Below are 18,320 nucleotides of genomic sequence, written 5' to 3' on the forward strand. Positions count from 1 at the left end.
CTCATTGCTACGGGGGAAAGATTCGACACCTCAATTCTCATCTGATTTTTTCGCCCCTTGGCTTTTCAATAGCACAAAATCTTTTTCCACAATATTGATACACCAATCCATTTAACTTAATTGTAATTTAGCATAACATACCCCGTAACCACGCATAACCTATTCTTTCATGAAAGCACAGCTCAAGTCCTTATTGTTCCTGCTCTTTTTATCGGCAGCAATCCACGGAAATACCCAAACCATTAACCCTGCCTTGTTAAAAGGCTCGTGGAAAGCCGCCTGGATCACGTTGCCGGGTGAATCGTTAAAAGATTATGGGGTATACTATTTCAGGAAAAGCATCAATGTGAAAGATAAACCGGCCAGCTTCATTGTCCATGTATCTGCCGATAACCGCTATAAATTATATGTTAACCAAACACTGGTATCATTAGGTCCTGCCCGTGGCGATACCTATTACTGGAATTACGAAACCGTTGATCTTGCTCCTTACCTTAAACCAGGCACCAATATCATTGCCGCTCAGGTTTGGAACGAAGGCGATTATCGCCCCGAGGCGCAGATCTCCCTGCAAACGGGCTTTATTATGCAGGGCGATTCGGAGGCCGAAGCTATTATCAACACCAATAAAACCTGGAAGGGCATCCGCAGCCAGGCCTACAAACCGCTTACCGGCATTGGTTTTCATCCATATTACGTAGCCGGCCCCGGCGAACGGATTGATATGAACCAGGGCATTGACAACTGGGACTCGGCATCATTTGATGACAGCAACTGGAAAAACGCCATCAAAATTGATAATGGCAACCCCAAAGGCACCGTAAACGCTTTTGGCTGGATGCTGGTGCCTTCTTCCATCCCGGCTGTTGAACTAACAACACAGCGTATTCCGGTAATTCGTAAAGCAGAGGGCATCAGTGTTCCTAAAGCTTTCCCCGCTGCAAAAACTCCGGTTACCATCCCGGCAAATACCACGGTTACTTTATTGCTCGATCAAACTTTTTTAACCAACGCCTATGTCTCCCTTAACTTTAGCAAGGGTAAAAACGCGGGCATCAGCCTAAGCTATGCCGAAGCCATGTTTACCAAACTAAACCCCAACGGCGAATGGGCAAAAGGTAACCGCGATGAGGTGGAGGGTCATATTTTTGCAGGTCGTAAGGATAGTATTATCTCGAATGGCTCTGTTGGGCAATCATTTACTACGCTGGCATTTCGCACCTATCGCTATATACAATTGCAGGTTAAAACAGGCAGCGAACCTTTAATTATTGACGACCTGTATGGAACTTTTACAGGCTACCCGTTTCAGCTAAACGCCAAGCTGCAAGGCACGCCCGAAATGCAAAAAATGCTGGATATTGGCTGGCGCACCGCCCGCCTTTGTGCCTGGGAAACCTATACCGATTGCCCGTATTATGAGCAGTTACAATACGTAGGGGATACCCGCATCCAGGCGCTTGTATCGTACTACAACAGCGGCGACGACCGACTGGTGCGCAACGCCATTAACCTGATGGACCACTCGCGCCTGGCCGAAGGTGTTACCCTAAGCCGCCATCCGTCATTTTCGCCCCAAATCATTTCAACTTTTTCTTTGTGGTACATCGGCATGCTTCATGATTATTGGATGTACCGACCAGATAGCAACTTTGTGCAAAGTAAATTACAGGGGGTAGAAGATATACTTGCTTTTTTTGGCAGATATCAACAAACGGGCGGCTCGCTAAAAAACACACCATATTGGAACTTTGCCGACTGGGTTGGAGGTAAAGGCTGGGATTTTGGCGCAGCCCCTGTAAGCACCAACGGCTCCTCGGCATTGTTAGACCTGCAATTGCTTTGGGCTTTCCAACAGGCTTCTCAAATGGAGGCAAAACTGGGTATACCCATCATGGCCGAACTTTATAAAGCGAAAGCCTATGCGCTAAAGGGCTCTATACAACAAAAATATTGGGTAGATAGCAAACAATTATACTCCGATGTGGAAGACCAACAACTCTTTTCCCAACATACCAACTCGCTTGCAATTTTAACAGGCATGGTAACCGGCGATAAAGCACATGCCCTTGCTCAAAAACTAATGACTGATAGTACCCTTACCCAATGTACCATCTACTTTAAATACTACCTGCACCAGGCCTTAATAAAAGCTGGCTTTGGTGATGAATACATGAACTGGCTCGACATTTGGCGCAGCAATATTAAAATGGGCTTAACAACCTGGGCCGAAATCTCGGACCTGGAGCATAACCGCTCTGATTGCCATGCCTGGGGTGCCAGCCCCAATATTGAGTTTTACCGCACTGTTTTAGGGATTGATAGCTACGCCCCTGGCTTTAGCGAAGTAAAAATAGAGCCGCACCTGGGCAACCTGAAAGTGGTTAGCGGCGAAATCCCACATCCTAATGGTAGAATAGTTGTAAAATACCAACAAGGAAAAGAAAAGCTGAACGTAGATATAACGCTACCGCAAAATTTACCGGGCATTTTTATATGGAATTCGCAAAAACACACCATAAAACCGGGTAAAAATGTGTTTTTTATTAAAAACACACCAAAAACATGATTTAAATCATGTTTTTATATGAAACTATTGATAAAAAGAACATATTTGCATTACTTTTTACAAATCAAATAAAAAAACACCGATTTAACACACCAAAACAGCATCAAAATTTATTTTATAGTAAATTTACGGCAATTGGCAATAATATTTTGCTTCTCAATGGCACCATAACACTAAAATAAAGGCTCAAAAACAGCAAAGGGTGATGGGTTCACACAATTTCTTCCCCGGGGAGACTACCGTGTGTTTACATCTTTCTAAAAAAAGAAAAATGTCATTTCGATAGAGCGAAGGAGGGGTATAAGGTGGGGGCGAAAGAGAAATCTTATGCAAGCGAAGAGCAAACGTAGCCTGTCGTATAAGATTTCTCACCCTCGCCCCGCAAAACCCCGCCCTTCAAGGGTTCGAAATGACAACGTTTTTGTTTAATGATACGATTTCAAAAGATGTGTACACACAGTAACCCCGGGGGAAAGGGGATAAGCGTTTAATTAACCAGCGATGAATTCAAAACCGATCCCTATGCTGCAAAGAGATCCGGGAGTTATGCACATTTGTGTCGATATGACACATTTTTGCCACATTTAAGTAAATAGTTGCAGATTTCTGTTGACAAAGCAAACATCCGGGCTAACTTTACTCTTGTACTTATACTGCTTACCGCCCTGTGTGTTATTTATACAATTTAACATACAGATATTATTAAAAATGTGATATTTACGCACAGTAATTGTTAAACTACCTGGTTAACACCGGGTTTCCAGGGCGTTAAAATCTATATTCAATGAAAACAACTCCATCTCAGGTAAAAATTCTTTCAATCGATATCGGCGGTTCACACATTAAGGCCACCATTTTAAACATCAAGGGCGAACTAAAAATGGAGTATGATAAAATCGCGACCCCGGCACCGGCCAGTCCCGACAATATGATAAGCGCCATTAAAACCCTGATAAAAAAATTCCCGGCTTATGATAAAGTTTCGGTCGGCTTTCCCGGCTATGTAAAAAACGGGGTTGTTAAAACAGCGCCAAATTTAAACACCAAGCTATGGGCCGATGTTGATTTGGCCAAAAAGCTCACTGAAGCCTTAGGCAAGCCAACCCAGGTGGTAAACGATGCCGATATGCAGGGCTTAGGTGTTGTAGCCGGTAAAGGCCTTGAAATGGTAATAACCCTTGGCACCGGTTTTGGCACAGCTTTATTGATGGATGGCCACCTGCTGCCACACTTTGAGCTTTCGCATCTGCCTATTAAAGAGGGTAAAGATTACGACGATTATATTGGCGAACGGGCATTGGAGAAAGAAGGCAAAGAAAAATGGAACAAGCGCATGAAAAAGGTTTTTGAGATTTTAAAAACTGTATTCAATTACGATACTTTATACATAGGCGGCGGCAATTCAGACCTGCTTACTTTTAAGCTGGATAAAAACATGAAAATTGTAACCAATGCCGATGGCATTAAAGGCGGCGCAAGGTTATGGCTTGATGATAATGAAAGCAAAACCAAACGTGCAGTAGCAACACCAACAGAATAACATACAATACCTTTAAACATAATGGAAAACACACAGGACATAGAAAAATTAGCAATAGATACCGTACGGATCTTATCGGCAGATGCCGTGCAGAAAGCAAATTCGGGTCACCCCGGCACAGCGATGGCATTGGCACCTATGGGCCACGTTTTATGGTCAAAAGCATTAAACTACAATCCCAAAAACCCGGATTGGGCAAACCGCGACAGGTTTATCCTATCATGCGGTCATGCTTGTATGTTGCAATACAGCTTTTTGTATTTAACCGGGTACGATTTAAGTTTAGATGACATCAAACAGTTTCGCCAGTTAAACAGCAAAACCGCCGGTCACCCCGAGTACGGTTTGGCTCCTGGTATTGATGTTACTACCGGTCCTTTGGGCCAGGGTTTTGCCAATGGTGTTGGTTTTGCCATAGCGCAAAAACATTTAGCCGCGCGTTACAACAAACCAGGCTTTGATCTTTTTAATTACCATGTTTACGCTATTGTGAGCGATGGCGATATGATGGAAGGTGTTACTTCTGAGGCTGCTTCATTGGCTGGTCATTTAGAGTTAGGTAACATCATTTATTTATACGATGATAACCATATATCAATAGAAGGTGCTACTGATATAACTTTTAACGAAGATGTAAGCGCCCGTTTCCGTTCATACGGCTGGCACGTGCAGGATTTACCGGATGTTAATGATACCCATGCCCTGGAATTAGCTTTGGTTAACGCCAAAGCCGAAGCGCAGAAACCATCATTGATCCGTGTACGTTCGTTGATCGCCTATGGCAGCCCTAATAAATCTGGCACTGCAGGTTCACATGGCGCGCCGCTTGGTGCCGATGAAATTAAACTGGTTAAAGAGTTTTTTGGCTTCGACCCGGATAAATCATTCAACGTGCCAGATGAGGTATTGAAATACTACCATGATAAAGGTGCCCGCGGTGGTGCAGCCGAAGAAAAATGGGACAAACTATTTGCCGATTACAAAAAAGAATATCCTGAATTAGCTGCCGAGTACGAAGCCGCGTTTAAAGGCGAACTGCCTGAAGGCTGGTTAGATAAATTGCCGGTATTTAAAGCATCAGATCCTAAAATGGCTACCCGCGTGGCATCTGGTAAAACATTAAACGCGCTTGCTGCAGGCCTGCCAAACTTAATTGGCGGCGCGGCAGATTTAGCCCCATCTACGGAAACCAACCTGAAAGGGTTTGACTCCTTTACATCAGAAAACCGTGGTGGCCGTAACTTCCATTTCGGCATCCGTGAGCATGCCATGGGTTCGGCTTTAAATGGTATGGCTTTAACCAAAGGGGTGTTGCCGTTTGGTGCCACCTTCCTCATGTTCTCTGAATATATGCGCCCGCCAATCCGTTTGGCCGCCATTATGAAAGTGAGCCCGATATTTGTTTATACCCACGATAGTATTGGTTTGGGCGAGGATGGTACAACCCACCAGCCGGTTGAGCAATTAGCTTCACTACGTTCTATACCAAACGTAACCATCATTCGCCCGGCAGATGCCAACGAAAGCGCGCATGCATGGCGTGTAGCTATCGAGAAAAAAGGCGGTCCAACTGTATTGGTGTTTACCCGCCAGGGCTTACCTATCCTTGACCAGGATAAATACGGCAAGGCAGAAAATCTTGAAAAAGGAGCCTACGTATTATCTGAAGCCAGCAAAAACCCGGATTTGATATTAATGGCAACAGGTTCTGAAGTTGCTTTGATCATGGATGCGCAGGCTAAGTTAGAGGCCGAAGGTATTTCAACCCGAGTGGTAAGTATGCCATCGTGGGAATTGTTTGAAAAACAGGATGCTGCATACAAAGAGTCGGTATTCCCCAAAGCATACAAAAAACGCTTAGCTGTTGAAATGGCATCGCCAATGGGCTGGCATAAATACACTACCGACGAGGGCGACATGCTTGGCATGACCACCTTTGGCGAATCGGCCCCGGCCGAAGACCTGTACAAGCACTTTGGCTTTACAGTGGATAATGTAGTGGCCAGGGCTAAAGCTTTATTATAGTATCAAGTAGCGAGTATCAAGTATAAAGACATGATTGCATACTTGGTACTCGCTCTTATCCATAAGTATCAGCATCTTGATACTTGATACTAACTACTTGATACTAAAAAGATGGATTGGAATAGTAATCTTATTGAAAACCTGAAGTGGTCATCGGAAATTATTAATCCGAGTGGCAAACAAAAGGTAGCGCAGCAAATTGCCGCTAAGGTAAAGGATGGCGATGTGCTTGGTGTAGGCTCGGGATCTACTGTGTATATGGCTTTGTTAGCTATTGCCGATAGGATCAAGGCCGAGAAGCTAAACGTTTTAGCTATCCCAACGTCGTTAGAAATCTCGATGTTTTGCACCAAGCTGGGCATTCCGCTTACCACACTGTTTGAACATAAACCCGACTGGTTATTTGATGGTGCCGACGAAGTTGACCCTAACAACAGTTTAATTAAAGGCCGCGGCGGGGCGATGTTTAAAGAGAAGCTTTTGATAGCATCAAGCCCGGTGAACTACATCATTGTGGACGACTCTAAAATAGTGGATAAGATAGGTACTAACTTTCCTATTCCTATTGAAGTGTTTCCGCAGGCCCTGTTGCATGTAGAAGCTGAACTGCAAAAGTTAGGGGCTAACAGCATAGTGGTTAGGCCGGCAAAAGGCAAAGACGGACCAATCATTACCGAAAACAATAACATGGTTTTAGATTGCCATTTTAATGAAGTGCCGCTAAGCATGGAAAAAGATATTAAAGGCATTACCGGTGTTATTGAAAGCGGATTATTTATAGGCTACAACCTGGACATTTTAGTGGCGTCAAATACTTAACATTGTTACTTTACTGTAACCGAATGATGATATTTGGCTTACAATAAACAGAATATTAACAAACAACTTTACAAAACGGATCAAACGAATACATTTGCACAAATATCTATTAAGTTAATAGGCATTCGCAGGTTTATAAATTCAATCCAATAAAAAATATAATTTTTAAACAGACCAATATGGCAACCAACAATGTAAAACAGATACACGATTTCGGACAAAGTATCTGGCTTGATTTCATCGACCGCGAGATCATGGCATCCGGAAAACTGCAAAAATTAATTGACGAAGATGGCGTTAGAGGCGTAACCTCAAACCCGGCCATTTTTGAAAAGGCAATAACCAGCAGCTCTGATTATGATGCCGATATTAAGGAATTAGCTAAAACCACTTCAGATAACGAAGCTTTATTTTTTGAATTAGCTGTTAAAGATATTCAGAATGCTACCGCTTTGTTCAAAGGCGTGTACGATGAATCAAACAAAGTTGACGGTTACGTAAGTTTAGAAGTTTCTCCATTTTTAGCTTTAGATACCGAAGGTACCGCTAAACAGGCAGAAGAACTTTGGAAAAAAGTTGACCGCGAAAACGTAATGATCAAAATCCCTGGTACACAACCGGGTTTGGCTGCTATCAGGCAGTCAATTGCAAAAGGCATTAACATTAACGTTACCCTGCTTTTTGGTTTGGAACGTTACGAAGCCGTTACCGAAGCTTATATTGCCGGTTTAGAGGAGCATTTAGCTGCAGGCCATAAAATTGCGCACATATCATCAGTAGCCAGCTTCTTCCTGAGCCGTATCGACGTTATTGTTGATCCGTTATTGGAGGCAAAAGGAGCTACAGATTTACTTGGCGAGGTTGCTATCGCGTCAGCTAAAAAAGCATACGAAATTTACAAAAGGGTATTCAGCACCGAAAGGTGGCAAAAACTTGCCGCACAAGGCGCGCAGCCACAGCGTTTGCTTTGGGCAAGTACAGGCAGCAAAAACCCTGCATTTAAAGACACCAAATACGTTGAGGCATTAATTGGCCCGGATACTGTTGATACCGTTCCATTGGAAACTGTTGACGCTTTCCGCGCGCATGGTATTGCCGCAAATACTTTAGAAGCTGGTTTAGATGAAGCAACTGCAACCTTAGCTAAATTGAAAGACCTGGGTATTGATCTTGACGCTATCACTCAGCAATTAGAGGATGAAGGCATCGAGAAATTTAACAAGCCTTTTGAAAAGCTGTTAAAAGCTATCGAAGATCAAAAAAACAAATAATACTTACACACCTATGGAAGTTGCAGATCTGAAGATCCTTTTTTTTGACGTGGGCGGCATTTTGCTGTCAAACGGCTGGGGGCACGAAGCACGCGAGGAAGCGGCAAAAAGGTTTAATCTTGATTACGCCGAAGTAAATGCCCTGCACAATTTCATTTTCAACGTATATGAAATTGGCAGTATCACGCTTGACGAGTACCTGGATACGGTAATATTTAACCACCCCAGGGATTTTGTACGCGAGGATTTTAAAGATTTTATTTTCTCTACCTCGGTTGAGCTGCCCGATATGCTGCAATGGTTAAAAGAGTGGAAAAAAGACTGTGGCTTCCGTATTATTTCTTTGAATAACGAAGGTAAAGAGCTTAATGATTACCGGGTGCGCAAGTTTAAACTACACGAGTGCTTTGATGCGTTTGTATCATCGTGCGAGGTAAAAATGCGCAAGCCAGATCCGGGCATATGGCAGCTGGCCATGGGTATTGCCCAGGTATCGCCGCAACAATGCGTATATTTTGACGATAGACAAATGTTTGTTACCACGGCTCAAAAGCTGGGCATCCGCTCGTTTCAGCATACCAGCTTCGAAACCACCAAAAAAATATTAGAAGACCTTAAAAAAGAAAACCTCAAAACAACATGAGCGCAACAACAGATAAATATGCTTTTGGCATGATAGGCTTAGGCGTTATGGGCCGCAGCTTACTACTAAACATGGCCGATCATGGCTTTGCAGTAGCCGGGCATGATAAAGATGCCGCTAAAGTAGCATCATTAAATGAAGAAGCAGGCGATAGGGCCGCTAAAGGCTTTGGCGACGTAAAAGAATTTATACAAAGCCTTACCACGCCACGTGCCATTATGATGCTGGTACCTGCCGGTAAAATTGTAGACGCCGTAATTGAGGAACTTATTCCGTTATTGGAGAAAGGCGATATTTTAATTGATGGCGGTAACTCGCACTTTACAGATACCAACCGCCGTGTTGATGCTTTGGAGGCTATCGGCCTGCATTTCTTTGGCATGGGCGTATCTGGTGGCGAAGAGGGTGCCCGTCGTGGCCCAAGCATGATGCCGGGTGGCGATAAAGAAGCCTATAACGTAATGAAGCCTATCTTTGAAGCTATTGCAGCTAAAGTTGATGGTGCGCCATGCGTAACTTATATTGGTCCGGGTGCATCTGGCCACTTTGTAAAAATGGTGCACAACGGTATCGAGTACGGTTTAATGCAATTACTTGCCGAAACCTACGAGGTAATGAAAAAAGGCCTTAAAATGGACAATGATGCCATGCAAAAGGTATTTGCCCAATGGAACGAAGGCCGTTTACAATCATTCCTGTTAGATATTACCAAAGATATCTTTGCCTTTAAAGCCCCGGGAACTGATCATTTGTTGTTAGATGATATTAAGGACGAGGCCCGCGCCAAAGGTACCGGTAAATGGACATCACAAGTGGCTATGGACCTGCAGGCCCCAATCCCGACTGTTGATATTTCGGTATCTATGCGCGATATGTCAAAATACAAACAACTGCGCGAAAAAGCTGCCGCTATTTACGCTACCGAAGAAATTGTTTTTGATGCTGATAAAGAAGAAATACTTGTTGCATTGGAGCAGGCTTTCTACTTCACCATGATTGTTAGCTATGCCCAAGGCATGCAATTGCTTTCAAATGCATCTGCCGAGTATAAATACGATCTTCACTTAGGCGAAATTGCCAAGATATGGAGAGGCGGCTGTATCATCCGCTCAAAATTCCTGAACGATATTTTTAAAGCTTACGAAAAAGACTCCGGTTTGGAGCATTTGCTGTTAGATAGCAATGTGGCAGCTTTGGTTGAAGGTTCTGTAAAAGGTATCAGAACATTATTATCAAAAACTATTGCAGCAGGTATAGCTACACCAGGCTACGCTGCATCATTAAGCTACTTTGACGCGTTCCGCAGTGCAAGGATGCCATCAAACCTTACCCAGGCCCAGCGCGACTATTTTGGCGCGCATACTTATGAGCTGATTGGCAAGGAAGGCACCTTCCATACACAGTGGACCAAAGCAGAGTAATAGAGTAAAGACGAAAGGACAAAAGAGCAAGGATTTGGGGGAGTAAAGAATAAGGATGGCAAGGTTGAGGATTTAAGAAATTGCTCTTTAATCCTTGTTCCAAAAATCCTTGCTCCTTTGTCCCAAAAATCTTGTTCACAAAATAAAATCACAATGAGCACAACCACCAAATCGGAGCCTACCATATTTATTATTTTTGGCGGCACCGGCGATTTAAATTCCCGGAAAATTGCACCAGCCCTTTACAATCTATTTTTAGATGGCTGGATGCCTAAACAATTTTCGATAATTGGAACAGGTCGTACCAAACTTACCGACGAACAATTCAGGGAAAACCTGCATAACGATATTAACCAGTTTTCGCGCAGCGGTAAAACCGACGAGAAAAAATGGGCCGAGTTTGTAAATAACATTTACTACCAGGTATCAGATGCCACCGACGCCGAAACCTACAAAGAGTTTGGCAAACGTATTGATAAACACAATGCCGAGTGGAAAACCAAGGCAAACGTGTTGTTTTACCTTGCGGTAGCACCAAATTTCTTCCCAATCATTGCGTCAAATATTTCAAAAGCCAAACTGGCCGAGGATAAAAAACGTGTAAGGATCATCATTGAAAAACCATTCGGTCATGACCTGGAAACAGCTAAGGAACTGAATGCGTTGTTGAAGAGCATCTTTGACGAATGCCAGATCTACCGTATTGACCATTACCTGGGTAAAGAAACCGTTCAGAATATTATGGCCTTCCGTTTTGCCAACTCCATTATGGAGCCGCTATGGAACCGTAACTATATTGAGCATGTACAGATCTCGGTTACCGAGCAATTAGGCGTTGAAGAACGCGGTGATTATTACGATGGCAGCGGTGCCATGAGGGATATGATCCAGAATCACCTGTTGCAATTACTTTGCCACATAGCCATGGAACCACCGGTTAGCTTTAGCGCCGATGAAGTACGCGACCGCAAGGTTGATGTATTAAAAGCCATGCGCAAATTTACACCAGAGGATGTACGTAATTCGGCAGTAAGAGGCCAATACGGCAGCGGCTGGATGAAAGGCAAGGAAGTACCGGGCTACCGCGAAGAACCTAAGGTTAACCCGGAGTCAAATACCGAAACTTTTGCAGCCATTAAATTCTTTATTGATAACTGGCGCTGGCAAGGTGTACCATTCTATTTACGTACAGGTAAAAGAATGCACCAGTCATCATCTGTGATCACTATACAGTTTAAAGATGTGCCGCACATGATATTCCCTGCCGAGTCTACCGAAAGCTGGCAGCAAAACAGGCTGATCATCAGCATACAGCCAGAAATGAGCATCCGTTTACAAGTGCAGGCAAAACGCCCTGGTATTGATATGGTACTAAACGCTGTTGATATGGTGTTTGATTATAAAGGTACCTACACCAACCAGGCACCAGAAGCTTACGAAACACTGATACTGGATACCATGATGGGCGATCAAACGCTGTTTATGCGTGGCGACCAGGTTGAAGCAGCATGGGAATTGGTAATGCCGATACTAAGTACATGGCAACATAAAAAGAGTTTAAATTTCCCTAATTATTCTGCCGATTCATGGGGACCAGAAGCTGCCGAGGCCTTAATTGCCCGCGATGGTTATAACTGGTTTACCTTACCGGTTAATGGAAAGAAATAATAATCCATCTGAGGTCAGAGGTGTGTGGTCTGAGGTCTGAAAGTGAAATATCTTATTCTTAATTCAGTCCTCAGACCACCGACCTCTGATTCCAGACCTCAGACCACCGAAAAATAAAATATGAATTTAAATATCTTTAATACTGCCGACGAAACGCTGATGGCGCTGGCAGATTATTTTGTTAAAATAGCCGATGCATCGATAACCGCAAGGGGCAAATTCACCGTAGCGTTATCAGGTGGCAGCTCGCCTAAAAAACTTTACGAATTGCTGGCCTCAACCAGTTATGCCGACCAGGTAGACTGGACGAAGGTTTATTTCTTTTTTGGCGATGAGCGCAATGTGCCCCAAACCCATAAGGACAGCAATTACCTGATGGCTAAAACAGCCTTGTTTGACCCTTTGTTGATCAGTCCGGCCAACGTTTTCGCGGTTGACACCACATTTGAACCTGCCGAAGCCGCTGAAAAATACTGGCAAATGATCTCAACCTTTTTTGATGAAGAAGAGTTGAGTTTTGACCTGGTATTATTAGGCCTGGGCGATAATTCGCACACCGCGTCGTTATTCCCGCACACACCGGTATTGCACGATACCACGCCAGGCGTAAAGGAAGTATGGCTGGAGGATCAGCAGGTATGGCGTATTACGTTAAATGCGCCGCTCATTAACGATGCACGCTACATTGCGTTCTTAGTTTACGGCGAAGGCAAAGCAATAGCCGTACACCACGTACTGGAGGATGACGAGGATATTGAAGAATATCCTGCCCAACTGATTGACTCTATTGTAGGCGAAACAGAATGGTTTTTAGATGAGCCCGCTGCCGCCAACTTAGAGGAATTAGAATAAGACTACCATTTATTTAAACAAAAGGCCACAAGCGTAACGTTTGTGGCCTTTTTTATGTTTGTATCGCTCCAATATAGTTGTCCCTCCTGGAGATGAACAATTTTCTGCTGAAGCATACTTAGTGTATTTAAATTGTTGAAATAAAAGTGAACAATTTGTTATAAAATGGATTAAATATTAATCTTTTAATATTAAAACTTACACTATTTTGAGCTTTTTTATATTTTAACTTATCAAAATAAATTTTATTCCATCAAAATAGATTAAAAAGACTATTTCACTCAACATAAATCCATACACAATCAACTCATTTTTACTTTAACGTTTAAGTTTGCCATTTTATTGCCTAATAAAACAAGGTAAAACGTTTTAATTATCGTCGCAAATTCAACTTATATTAACATTTCTTTAATATTGTAATATAAAATTTACAAAAAGCATTAATTCCCCCTAAAATCCCCGCCCCTTTTTGCCTTAATGCTAAAAATCACACGATGAATTGTAATGCGTTTGTTACAATGTATATTGTAATTGAACACTATTAACTATTTAACTGATTTAAGCATGAAAAAAAGTTTCCTCAAAAACTTGATCGGGATGCTATTGGCCTTATTTTGCCAGTACGCTTACGCCCAGAATCGAACAATTACCGGTACCGTAACAAGTAAAGACGACAGTTTACCCATCCCGGGGGTAAGTGTTTCCATAAAAGGTACACATACCGGCACACAAACATCCGGCACAGGTAAGTTTTCGTTAAACGTACCCTCGTCTGGCGCAACTCTTGTCTTTTCCTTTATCGGATACCTGAAAACCGAAGTACCGGTTGAAGGCAACGTAGTAAACGTGGCCCTCGCCAATGACTTTAAAGCCCTGAGCGAAGTTGTGGTAACAGGATCGGGCGTTGCCACCAACAAGGCAAAACTGGGTATTTCTGTAGAAGCCGTTTCCGGGAAAAGCTTGTCATCCTCGCCCCAGGCATCAATTGACCAGGGCTTAATAGGTTTGGTTCCCGGCGCGCAGATCTCATCTGTTGATGGTACCCCAGGTGCAAAAACCAACATTGTGCTAAGAGGTATCAATACGGTACAAGGCAGTACATCGCCAATGATATTGGTAGATGGAGTTGAATCACGTACTACAGATATCACTCAGCTTGACCCGGCTACTGTTGACCACATCGAGATCGTTCAAGGTGCCGCCGCCTCAACCATTTATGGCGCACAAGGCGCCAATGGCGTTATACAGGTATTTACCAAAAAGGGCAAATTAGGTAAAACCCGGATAGATGTTTCGTCAAGTGTAAGCGCTGGCAGCTACTTAAATCTTGGCGATGTACACCAGGCAAAACTGAGCAGCTTTGCAACTAACGCCAGCGGCATATTTATAGATGCCGACAACAAACCTATTGTAAGAAACCAGGATGGCCGGTACCTTGGCATCCAATGGGCTTATGGCGCCGATCCTTCAAATGGCGCGCCGACAGCAATGTCGAACCCTTTAAATATTGCCCATCAGCAATACGGCACTAACTTAAAATATTATGACCATCTTGCCCAGTTATTTAAAACAGCGTATACCACCAATAACAGCGTAGGTATTTCTGGTGCAAGTGAAAAATCTAATTACGCGTTAACGTTATCAAATAACCATCAACAAAGTAACATCCGCAATAATGGTTATAACGACAGAACAAACTTAACCGCCAATGTTGGTGCCGAATTGTTCAAGGGTTTTACCATCCAGTCAACCACTCAGCTTATTTATACCAAAAACACAATCAACCCCAACTACGGGATAGGCAATGCCGGCGGTATTTTTGACGTATTGAATGCTTCGCCTTACTATGATTTCAATCAAAAAAATGCCGACGGAAGTTACCCGCTCTCGTTAAACTCAGGTACAGTGAGCGTAAACGGATCAAACCCTAACTACTATACCCAATGGGCAAGCAGGGTAGCTAACCGCGAAGACCTGCTACAAAGCTTCCAGGCTGATTATAAGATCAACAAATTCATCTCTTTAAACGCCAAATACGGCCTTAACTACCAGCACACCGAGCAGAATACCATCTTCAAAAACCAGTCGGCAACGCTTACCGCTATTGATCTTGGATCATACTATGGCGCTTATGCCGCCAACCCTAACGGCGAGCTGGATAAAAACACCAACAGCACCACCTTTCAAAACTTCAACGGTTCGGCTATCATTAAAACCGATTTTGAAAAAGATTTTCATATCAACGTACCTATCACAACAACTACATTGTTAGGCTATGACTACCGTAAAAATGTCGACAAATATTTTAACACCTATGGTTTAGAGTTACCGGTTTACGCCATTTATAACTTTAACCAAACAGCAACCCAGGCGGTATCATATGATTATACCCAGCCCTTTATCACGTATGGTTTTTATGTAAACCAAAAAATTGATTTCGGCGATTATGCAGGTGTGGCAGGGGGTTTCAGAAGCGATTATTCATCTGCATTTGGCGGGGGTTCAAAACCATTTACTTTTCCAAATGCCAATGCATACATCAGGGTGTCTTCTTTTGATTTCTGGAAAAACTCAAAATTAGGCGACCTTATCCCCGAGTTCAAAGTGAGGGGCGCTTACGGCGAGGCCGGTACACAGCCGCAGCCTTTTGACAGGTATCCAACTATTAACCCTGGCAATATAGGTACAGCGCTTACCTTTAACTTACCTACCTCACTGGCCAATCCCAACTTAAAGGTAGAGGTTTCCAAAGAATATGAAGTTGGTACAGATATAGCCATCAAAGGATCATCCGGTAACTGGTTTAGCGAAATAAATGTAAGCGGCACCTATTGGAACCGCAAAGCAAACAATGTTATCTATAACATTAATACACCACCATCAACCGGAGGTACACAAATAAAAACCAACGCGATAGGCCTTGCATCACACGGTATACAAGCATCAGTAAACCTGATGATACTTAAAGCAAAGGACTTTAACTGGAGCTTTACCACAAACTTCAGCAAAGCCACTACTACTATCACCAGCACAAGTGGTGCGCCAATCATTCTTGCAACCGCCGCAGGCAGTACCCAGTTAACCCTGGCCGCAGGACAAAAAATAGGTCAGATATTTGGCAACAAAGCCTTAACAAGCCTTAGCGAAACAAACAGCGCGGGTGTGCCATACATACTGCCGGCCGATTACAGCAAATACACCATTGTAGATGGCCGGGTTGTTAACATAGCGACAAAAGGCATTCAGTTTGCAAGCGAGGCTACTTCATTTGGCGACCCGAACCCTAAGTTTAACGCGTCGTTTATCAACAACTTTAACTACAAGTCACTTTCATTCGGTTTTCAGTTTGATTGGGTTTATGGCAGCCACCTTTATAACCAAACCAAAGAATGGCAATACCGGGATGGTATAAGTGGTGATTATGATAAAGCTGTAAACATAGGGGGTACTTCTGGCGCTTACACGGCATACTACAGAAGCGCTTACGCCGATATCATTGGCGCCAGGAACGGTGCCAGGAACGGAACCAAGGATTATTTTTATGAAGGCGCGTCGTTTTTAAGATTAAGGAACATCTACCTTGGGTACGACTTCTCGAAATACATTGGCGGTAAAGTATTCAAAAAGGCTGTTTTAACATTCACCGGGCGCAACATCTTAACCTTTACCAAATACACCGGTTTTGACCCTGAAATCAGCTCGGGAGCATCAAACTCACCGTTTGACAGGGGAGTTGACCATGACTCAACGCCAAACAACAAATCATACCAGGTGGGCATAAATCTTGGGTTTTAATTGAATTTAACTAAACAGAAATGAAAAAATATAAATATATAGTAACATCGGTACTGTTGGCCGGCAGTATGGTATCATCATCGTGCAAAAAAGAACTGGATGTTAAAAACCCCAATTCGCCGACACTTGAACAGGCAAAAACCGAAAGCGGCCTCACCTCATTGGCATCAGGAAGTATTTACATTAACGGTTTTGTAAACGGCGACGGCTGGTTAGGCGATAGTTTTTTCTCGCTTTGCTACGGCTATCATGAATTACTTGCCGATGATGTTTCTGCGCAGGCATCAAACCAAAACGTAAACCTTGTAAACGTACCGGATTATGCTATACTGGACGACGGATCAAGAGTAACCAACCCACAGCCGCAAATTGCCAACTTACGCCTTAATAATACCCGCGATAAGCAAGGCACCAACATGTTTTACTACGAGTGGCAAAGTATGTACGGTTTAAACAACGCAGCCAATCAAATCCTGGCACTTGCTGGTAGCGTACCTTTATCCGGCGATGCTGCAACCAAACTGGCTACCTATAAAGCATGGGCCTACTGGTGGAAAGGTTATGCTTATGCCAGGTTGGGCTCGGTTTATTACGCCGGTCTTATTAACGATGCAGTAAGTGCCACAAACAGCACTTACGTTACCAGCGCGGCTTTAATTGCCGAATCAAATAAAAATCTGAACCAGGCAGCAACGCTTCTGAAATCAATCAGCAGTACAGATGCTTATACCACTTTAATGAAGTCGCTGCTCCCTTCGTTTTTCCAAACAGGAAACTCACAGGTGCCTACTCCCGAAATGTTTATCCATAGCATAAACACTTTATTGGCGCGTAACCTGCTGGTAAACACCAAAACATCGGCCATGACAGCCGATAACTGGGCAAGCATACTTACCCTAACCAATGCGGGTATTATCTCATCAGATAATGTATTTGCCGGCTGGACCACAGCAAATAACTATGTATTTTCGGCAGGCGGCGGCTCGGTAGCAGCCAATACCTCTGGCGATGAAACCGCCAGCAGCTTTACCATAAGCGAAAGATTGGTACAGGATATCAAGACCGGGGATAAACGCAAAACACAAAACTTTTTGCAGGTAAAGCCTTTTTACAACCAGGTAGGTGGTTTCACCTTTAGCACCAGGTGGAAATTGTATGATGCCAAGCTTGATTCTGTGCCTAATACCGGCGCTATCCAGATAGCTAATAAAACACCGGGCAAACAAGAAGTGTATATGGCCGGCAGTTACGAAGAAAATGAATTAATGAAAGCTGAAGCACTCATCTACACCGGCAAAATTGACCTTGGTTTGGCAAGTATTGATAATGTACGTACTTACCAGGGCGCAGGCCTTGCAAAAGTATCGGGCACGGGCCTTACTTTAACACAGGCACTGGAAGAGTTAAGAAAAGAAAGACGTTTGGCGTTATTATTTAGAGGTACCGCGTTTTACGATGCCCGCAGATGGGGCGTTATTTACGACATATCAAAAGGTGGCGGCCGTACCAATTGCGTTGTACTAACCCCTGCGGGCGTTTTGAACACACATGCTACCATCAACTACAACTTTCTTGATTACTGGGATGTGCCGGCAGATGAAACGGTGTTAAATCCTCCGGGAACAGGCAGCGCCCCTGTAAAAAATCCAAATTGATTTGTTGTCGTTCTTTATATAATTTCAGTTAATACTGCTAAGGTCGTGCAAACAAATGCACG

General features: G+C 43.5%; 11 protein-coding genes. All 11 read left to right on the forward strand.

The genetic code is table 11. The features are described from left to right. The first annotated feature begins 169 nt into the window (after positions 1-169). The 11 genes from FHS10_RS21955 to FHS10_RS22005 all read left to right on the forward strand — a co-directional run bounded on the left by FHS10_RS21955 (position 170) and on the right by FHS10_RS22005 (position 18,258). On the forward strand, positions 170-2,569 hold the full coding sequence (locus FHS10_RS21955; protein WP_259094840.1) for an alpha-L-rhamnosidase-related protein: 2,400 nt from the start codon (positions 170-172) through the stop codon (positions 2,567-2,569). Between the two features lie 784 nt (positions 2,570-3,353). Further along, positions 3,354-4,109, forward strand: coding sequence for an ROK family protein (locus tag FHS10_RS21960; RefSeq protein ID WP_259094842.1), 756 nt, complete (start codon positions 3,354-3,356; stop codon positions 4,107-4,109). Positions 4,110-4,130: 21 nt separating this feature from the next. After that, complete coding sequence (gene tkt, locus FHS10_RS21965) at positions 4,131-6,134, forward strand: transketolase (protein WP_259094854.1); 2,004 nt, start codon at positions 4,131-4,133, stop codon at positions 6,132-6,134. Between the two features lie 111 nt (positions 6,135-6,245). Continuing rightward, the gene (gene rpiA / locus FHS10_RS21970; RefSeq protein WP_259094879.1) at positions 6,246-6,953 is read left to right on the forward strand and encodes a ribose 5-phosphate isomerase A; all 708 of its coding nucleotides are present in this window, start codon (positions 6,246-6,248) and stop codon (positions 6,951-6,953) included. Positions 6,954-7,132: 179 nt separating this feature from the next. Then, entirely contained in the window at positions 7,133-8,224 is a 1,092-nt protein-coding gene (gene tal / locus FHS10_RS21975) for a transaldolase (protein WP_259094891.1), read from the forward strand. Positions 8,225-8,237: 13 nt separating this feature from the next. Then, positions 8,238-8,867 (forward strand): HAD family hydrolase, encoded by a 630-nt coding sequence (locus tag FHS10_RS21980; RefSeq protein WP_259094898.1) that lies wholly within the window; start codon positions 8,238-8,240, stop codon positions 8,865-8,867. Beyond that, positions 8,864-10,288, forward strand: coding sequence for an NADP-dependent phosphogluconate dehydrogenase (gnd, locus tag FHS10_RS21985; protein ID WP_259094901.1), 1,425 nt, complete (start codon positions 8,864-8,866; stop codon positions 10,286-10,288). Before FHS10_RS21980 ends, gnd begins: the two co-directional genes overlap by 4 nt. Before the next feature lie 153 nt (positions 10,289-10,441). After that, a complete protein-coding gene (gene zwf / locus FHS10_RS21990) occupies positions 10,442-11,956 on the forward strand; it encodes a glucose-6-phosphate dehydrogenase (RefSeq protein WP_259094907.1) in 1,515 nt (504 codons plus the stop codon). Positions 11,957-12,076: 120 nt separating this feature from the next. Beyond that, positions 12,077-12,808, forward strand: a complete 732-nt coding sequence (pgl, locus tag FHS10_RS21995; RefSeq protein WP_259094915.1) for a 6-phosphogluconolactonase — start codon at positions 12,077-12,079, stop codon at positions 12,806-12,808. Between the two features lie 564 nt (positions 12,809-13,372). Further along, positions 13,373-16,603: a SusC/RagA family TonB-linked outer membrane protein gene (locus tag FHS10_RS22000; RefSeq protein ID WP_259094922.1), complete on the forward strand. Its 3,231-nt coding sequence runs from the start codon at positions 13,373-13,375 to the stop codon at positions 16,601-16,603. Between the two features lie 20 nt (positions 16,604-16,623). Then, the gene (locus FHS10_RS22005) at positions 16,624-18,258 is read left to right on the forward strand and encodes a RagB/SusD family nutrient uptake outer membrane protein (RefSeq protein ID WP_259094925.1); all 1,635 of its coding nucleotides are present in this window, start codon (positions 16,624-16,626) and stop codon (positions 18,256-18,258) included. Positions 18,259-18,320: the final 62 nt, after the last annotated feature.

It is taken from the genome of Mucilaginibacter dorajii (genome assembly GCF_024808255.1).
Lineage (GTDB): Bacteria > Bacteroidota > Bacteroidia > Sphingobacteriales > Sphingobacteriaceae > Mucilaginibacter > Mucilaginibacter dorajii.

Bases quoted from the DNA above. Each gene is read 5' to 3' on its own strand.
- FHS10_RS21955 (WP_259094840.1), top strand. From the start codon at position 170: ATGAAAGCACAGCTCAAGTCCTTATTGTTCCTGCTCTTTTTATCGGCA.
- FHS10_RS21960 (WP_259094842.1), top strand. From the start codon at position 3,354: ATGAAAACAACTCCATCTCAGGTAAAAATTCTTTCAATCGATATCGGC.
- tkt (WP_259094854.1), top strand. From the start codon at position 4,131: ATGGAAAACACACAGGACATAGAAAAATTAGCAATAGATACCGTACGG.
- rpiA (WP_259094879.1), top strand. From the start codon at position 6,246: ATGGATTGGAATAGTAATCTTATTGAAAACCTGAAGTGGTCATCGGAA.
- tal (WP_259094891.1), top strand. From the start codon at position 7,133: ATGGCAACCAACAATGTAAAACAGATACACGATTTCGGACAAAGTATC.
- FHS10_RS21980 (WP_259094898.1), top strand. From the start codon at position 8,238: ATGGAAGTTGCAGATCTGAAGATCCTTTTTTTTGACGTGGGCGGCATT.
- gnd (WP_259094901.1), top strand. From the start codon at position 8,864: ATGAGCGCAACAACAGATAAATATGCTTTTGGCATGATAGGCTTAGGC.
- zwf (WP_259094907.1), top strand. From the start codon at position 10,442: ATGAGCACAACCACCAAATCGGAGCCTACCATATTTATTATTTTTGGC.
- pgl (WP_259094915.1), top strand. From the start codon at position 12,077: ATGAATTTAAATATCTTTAATACTGCCGACGAAACGCTGATGGCGCTG.
- FHS10_RS22000 (WP_259094922.1), top strand. From the start codon at position 13,373: ATGAAAAAAAGTTTCCTCAAAAACTTGATCGGGATGCTATTGGCCTTA.
- FHS10_RS22005 (WP_259094925.1), top strand. From the start codon at position 16,624: ATGAAAAAATATAAATATATAGTAACATCGGTACTGTTGGCCGGCAGT.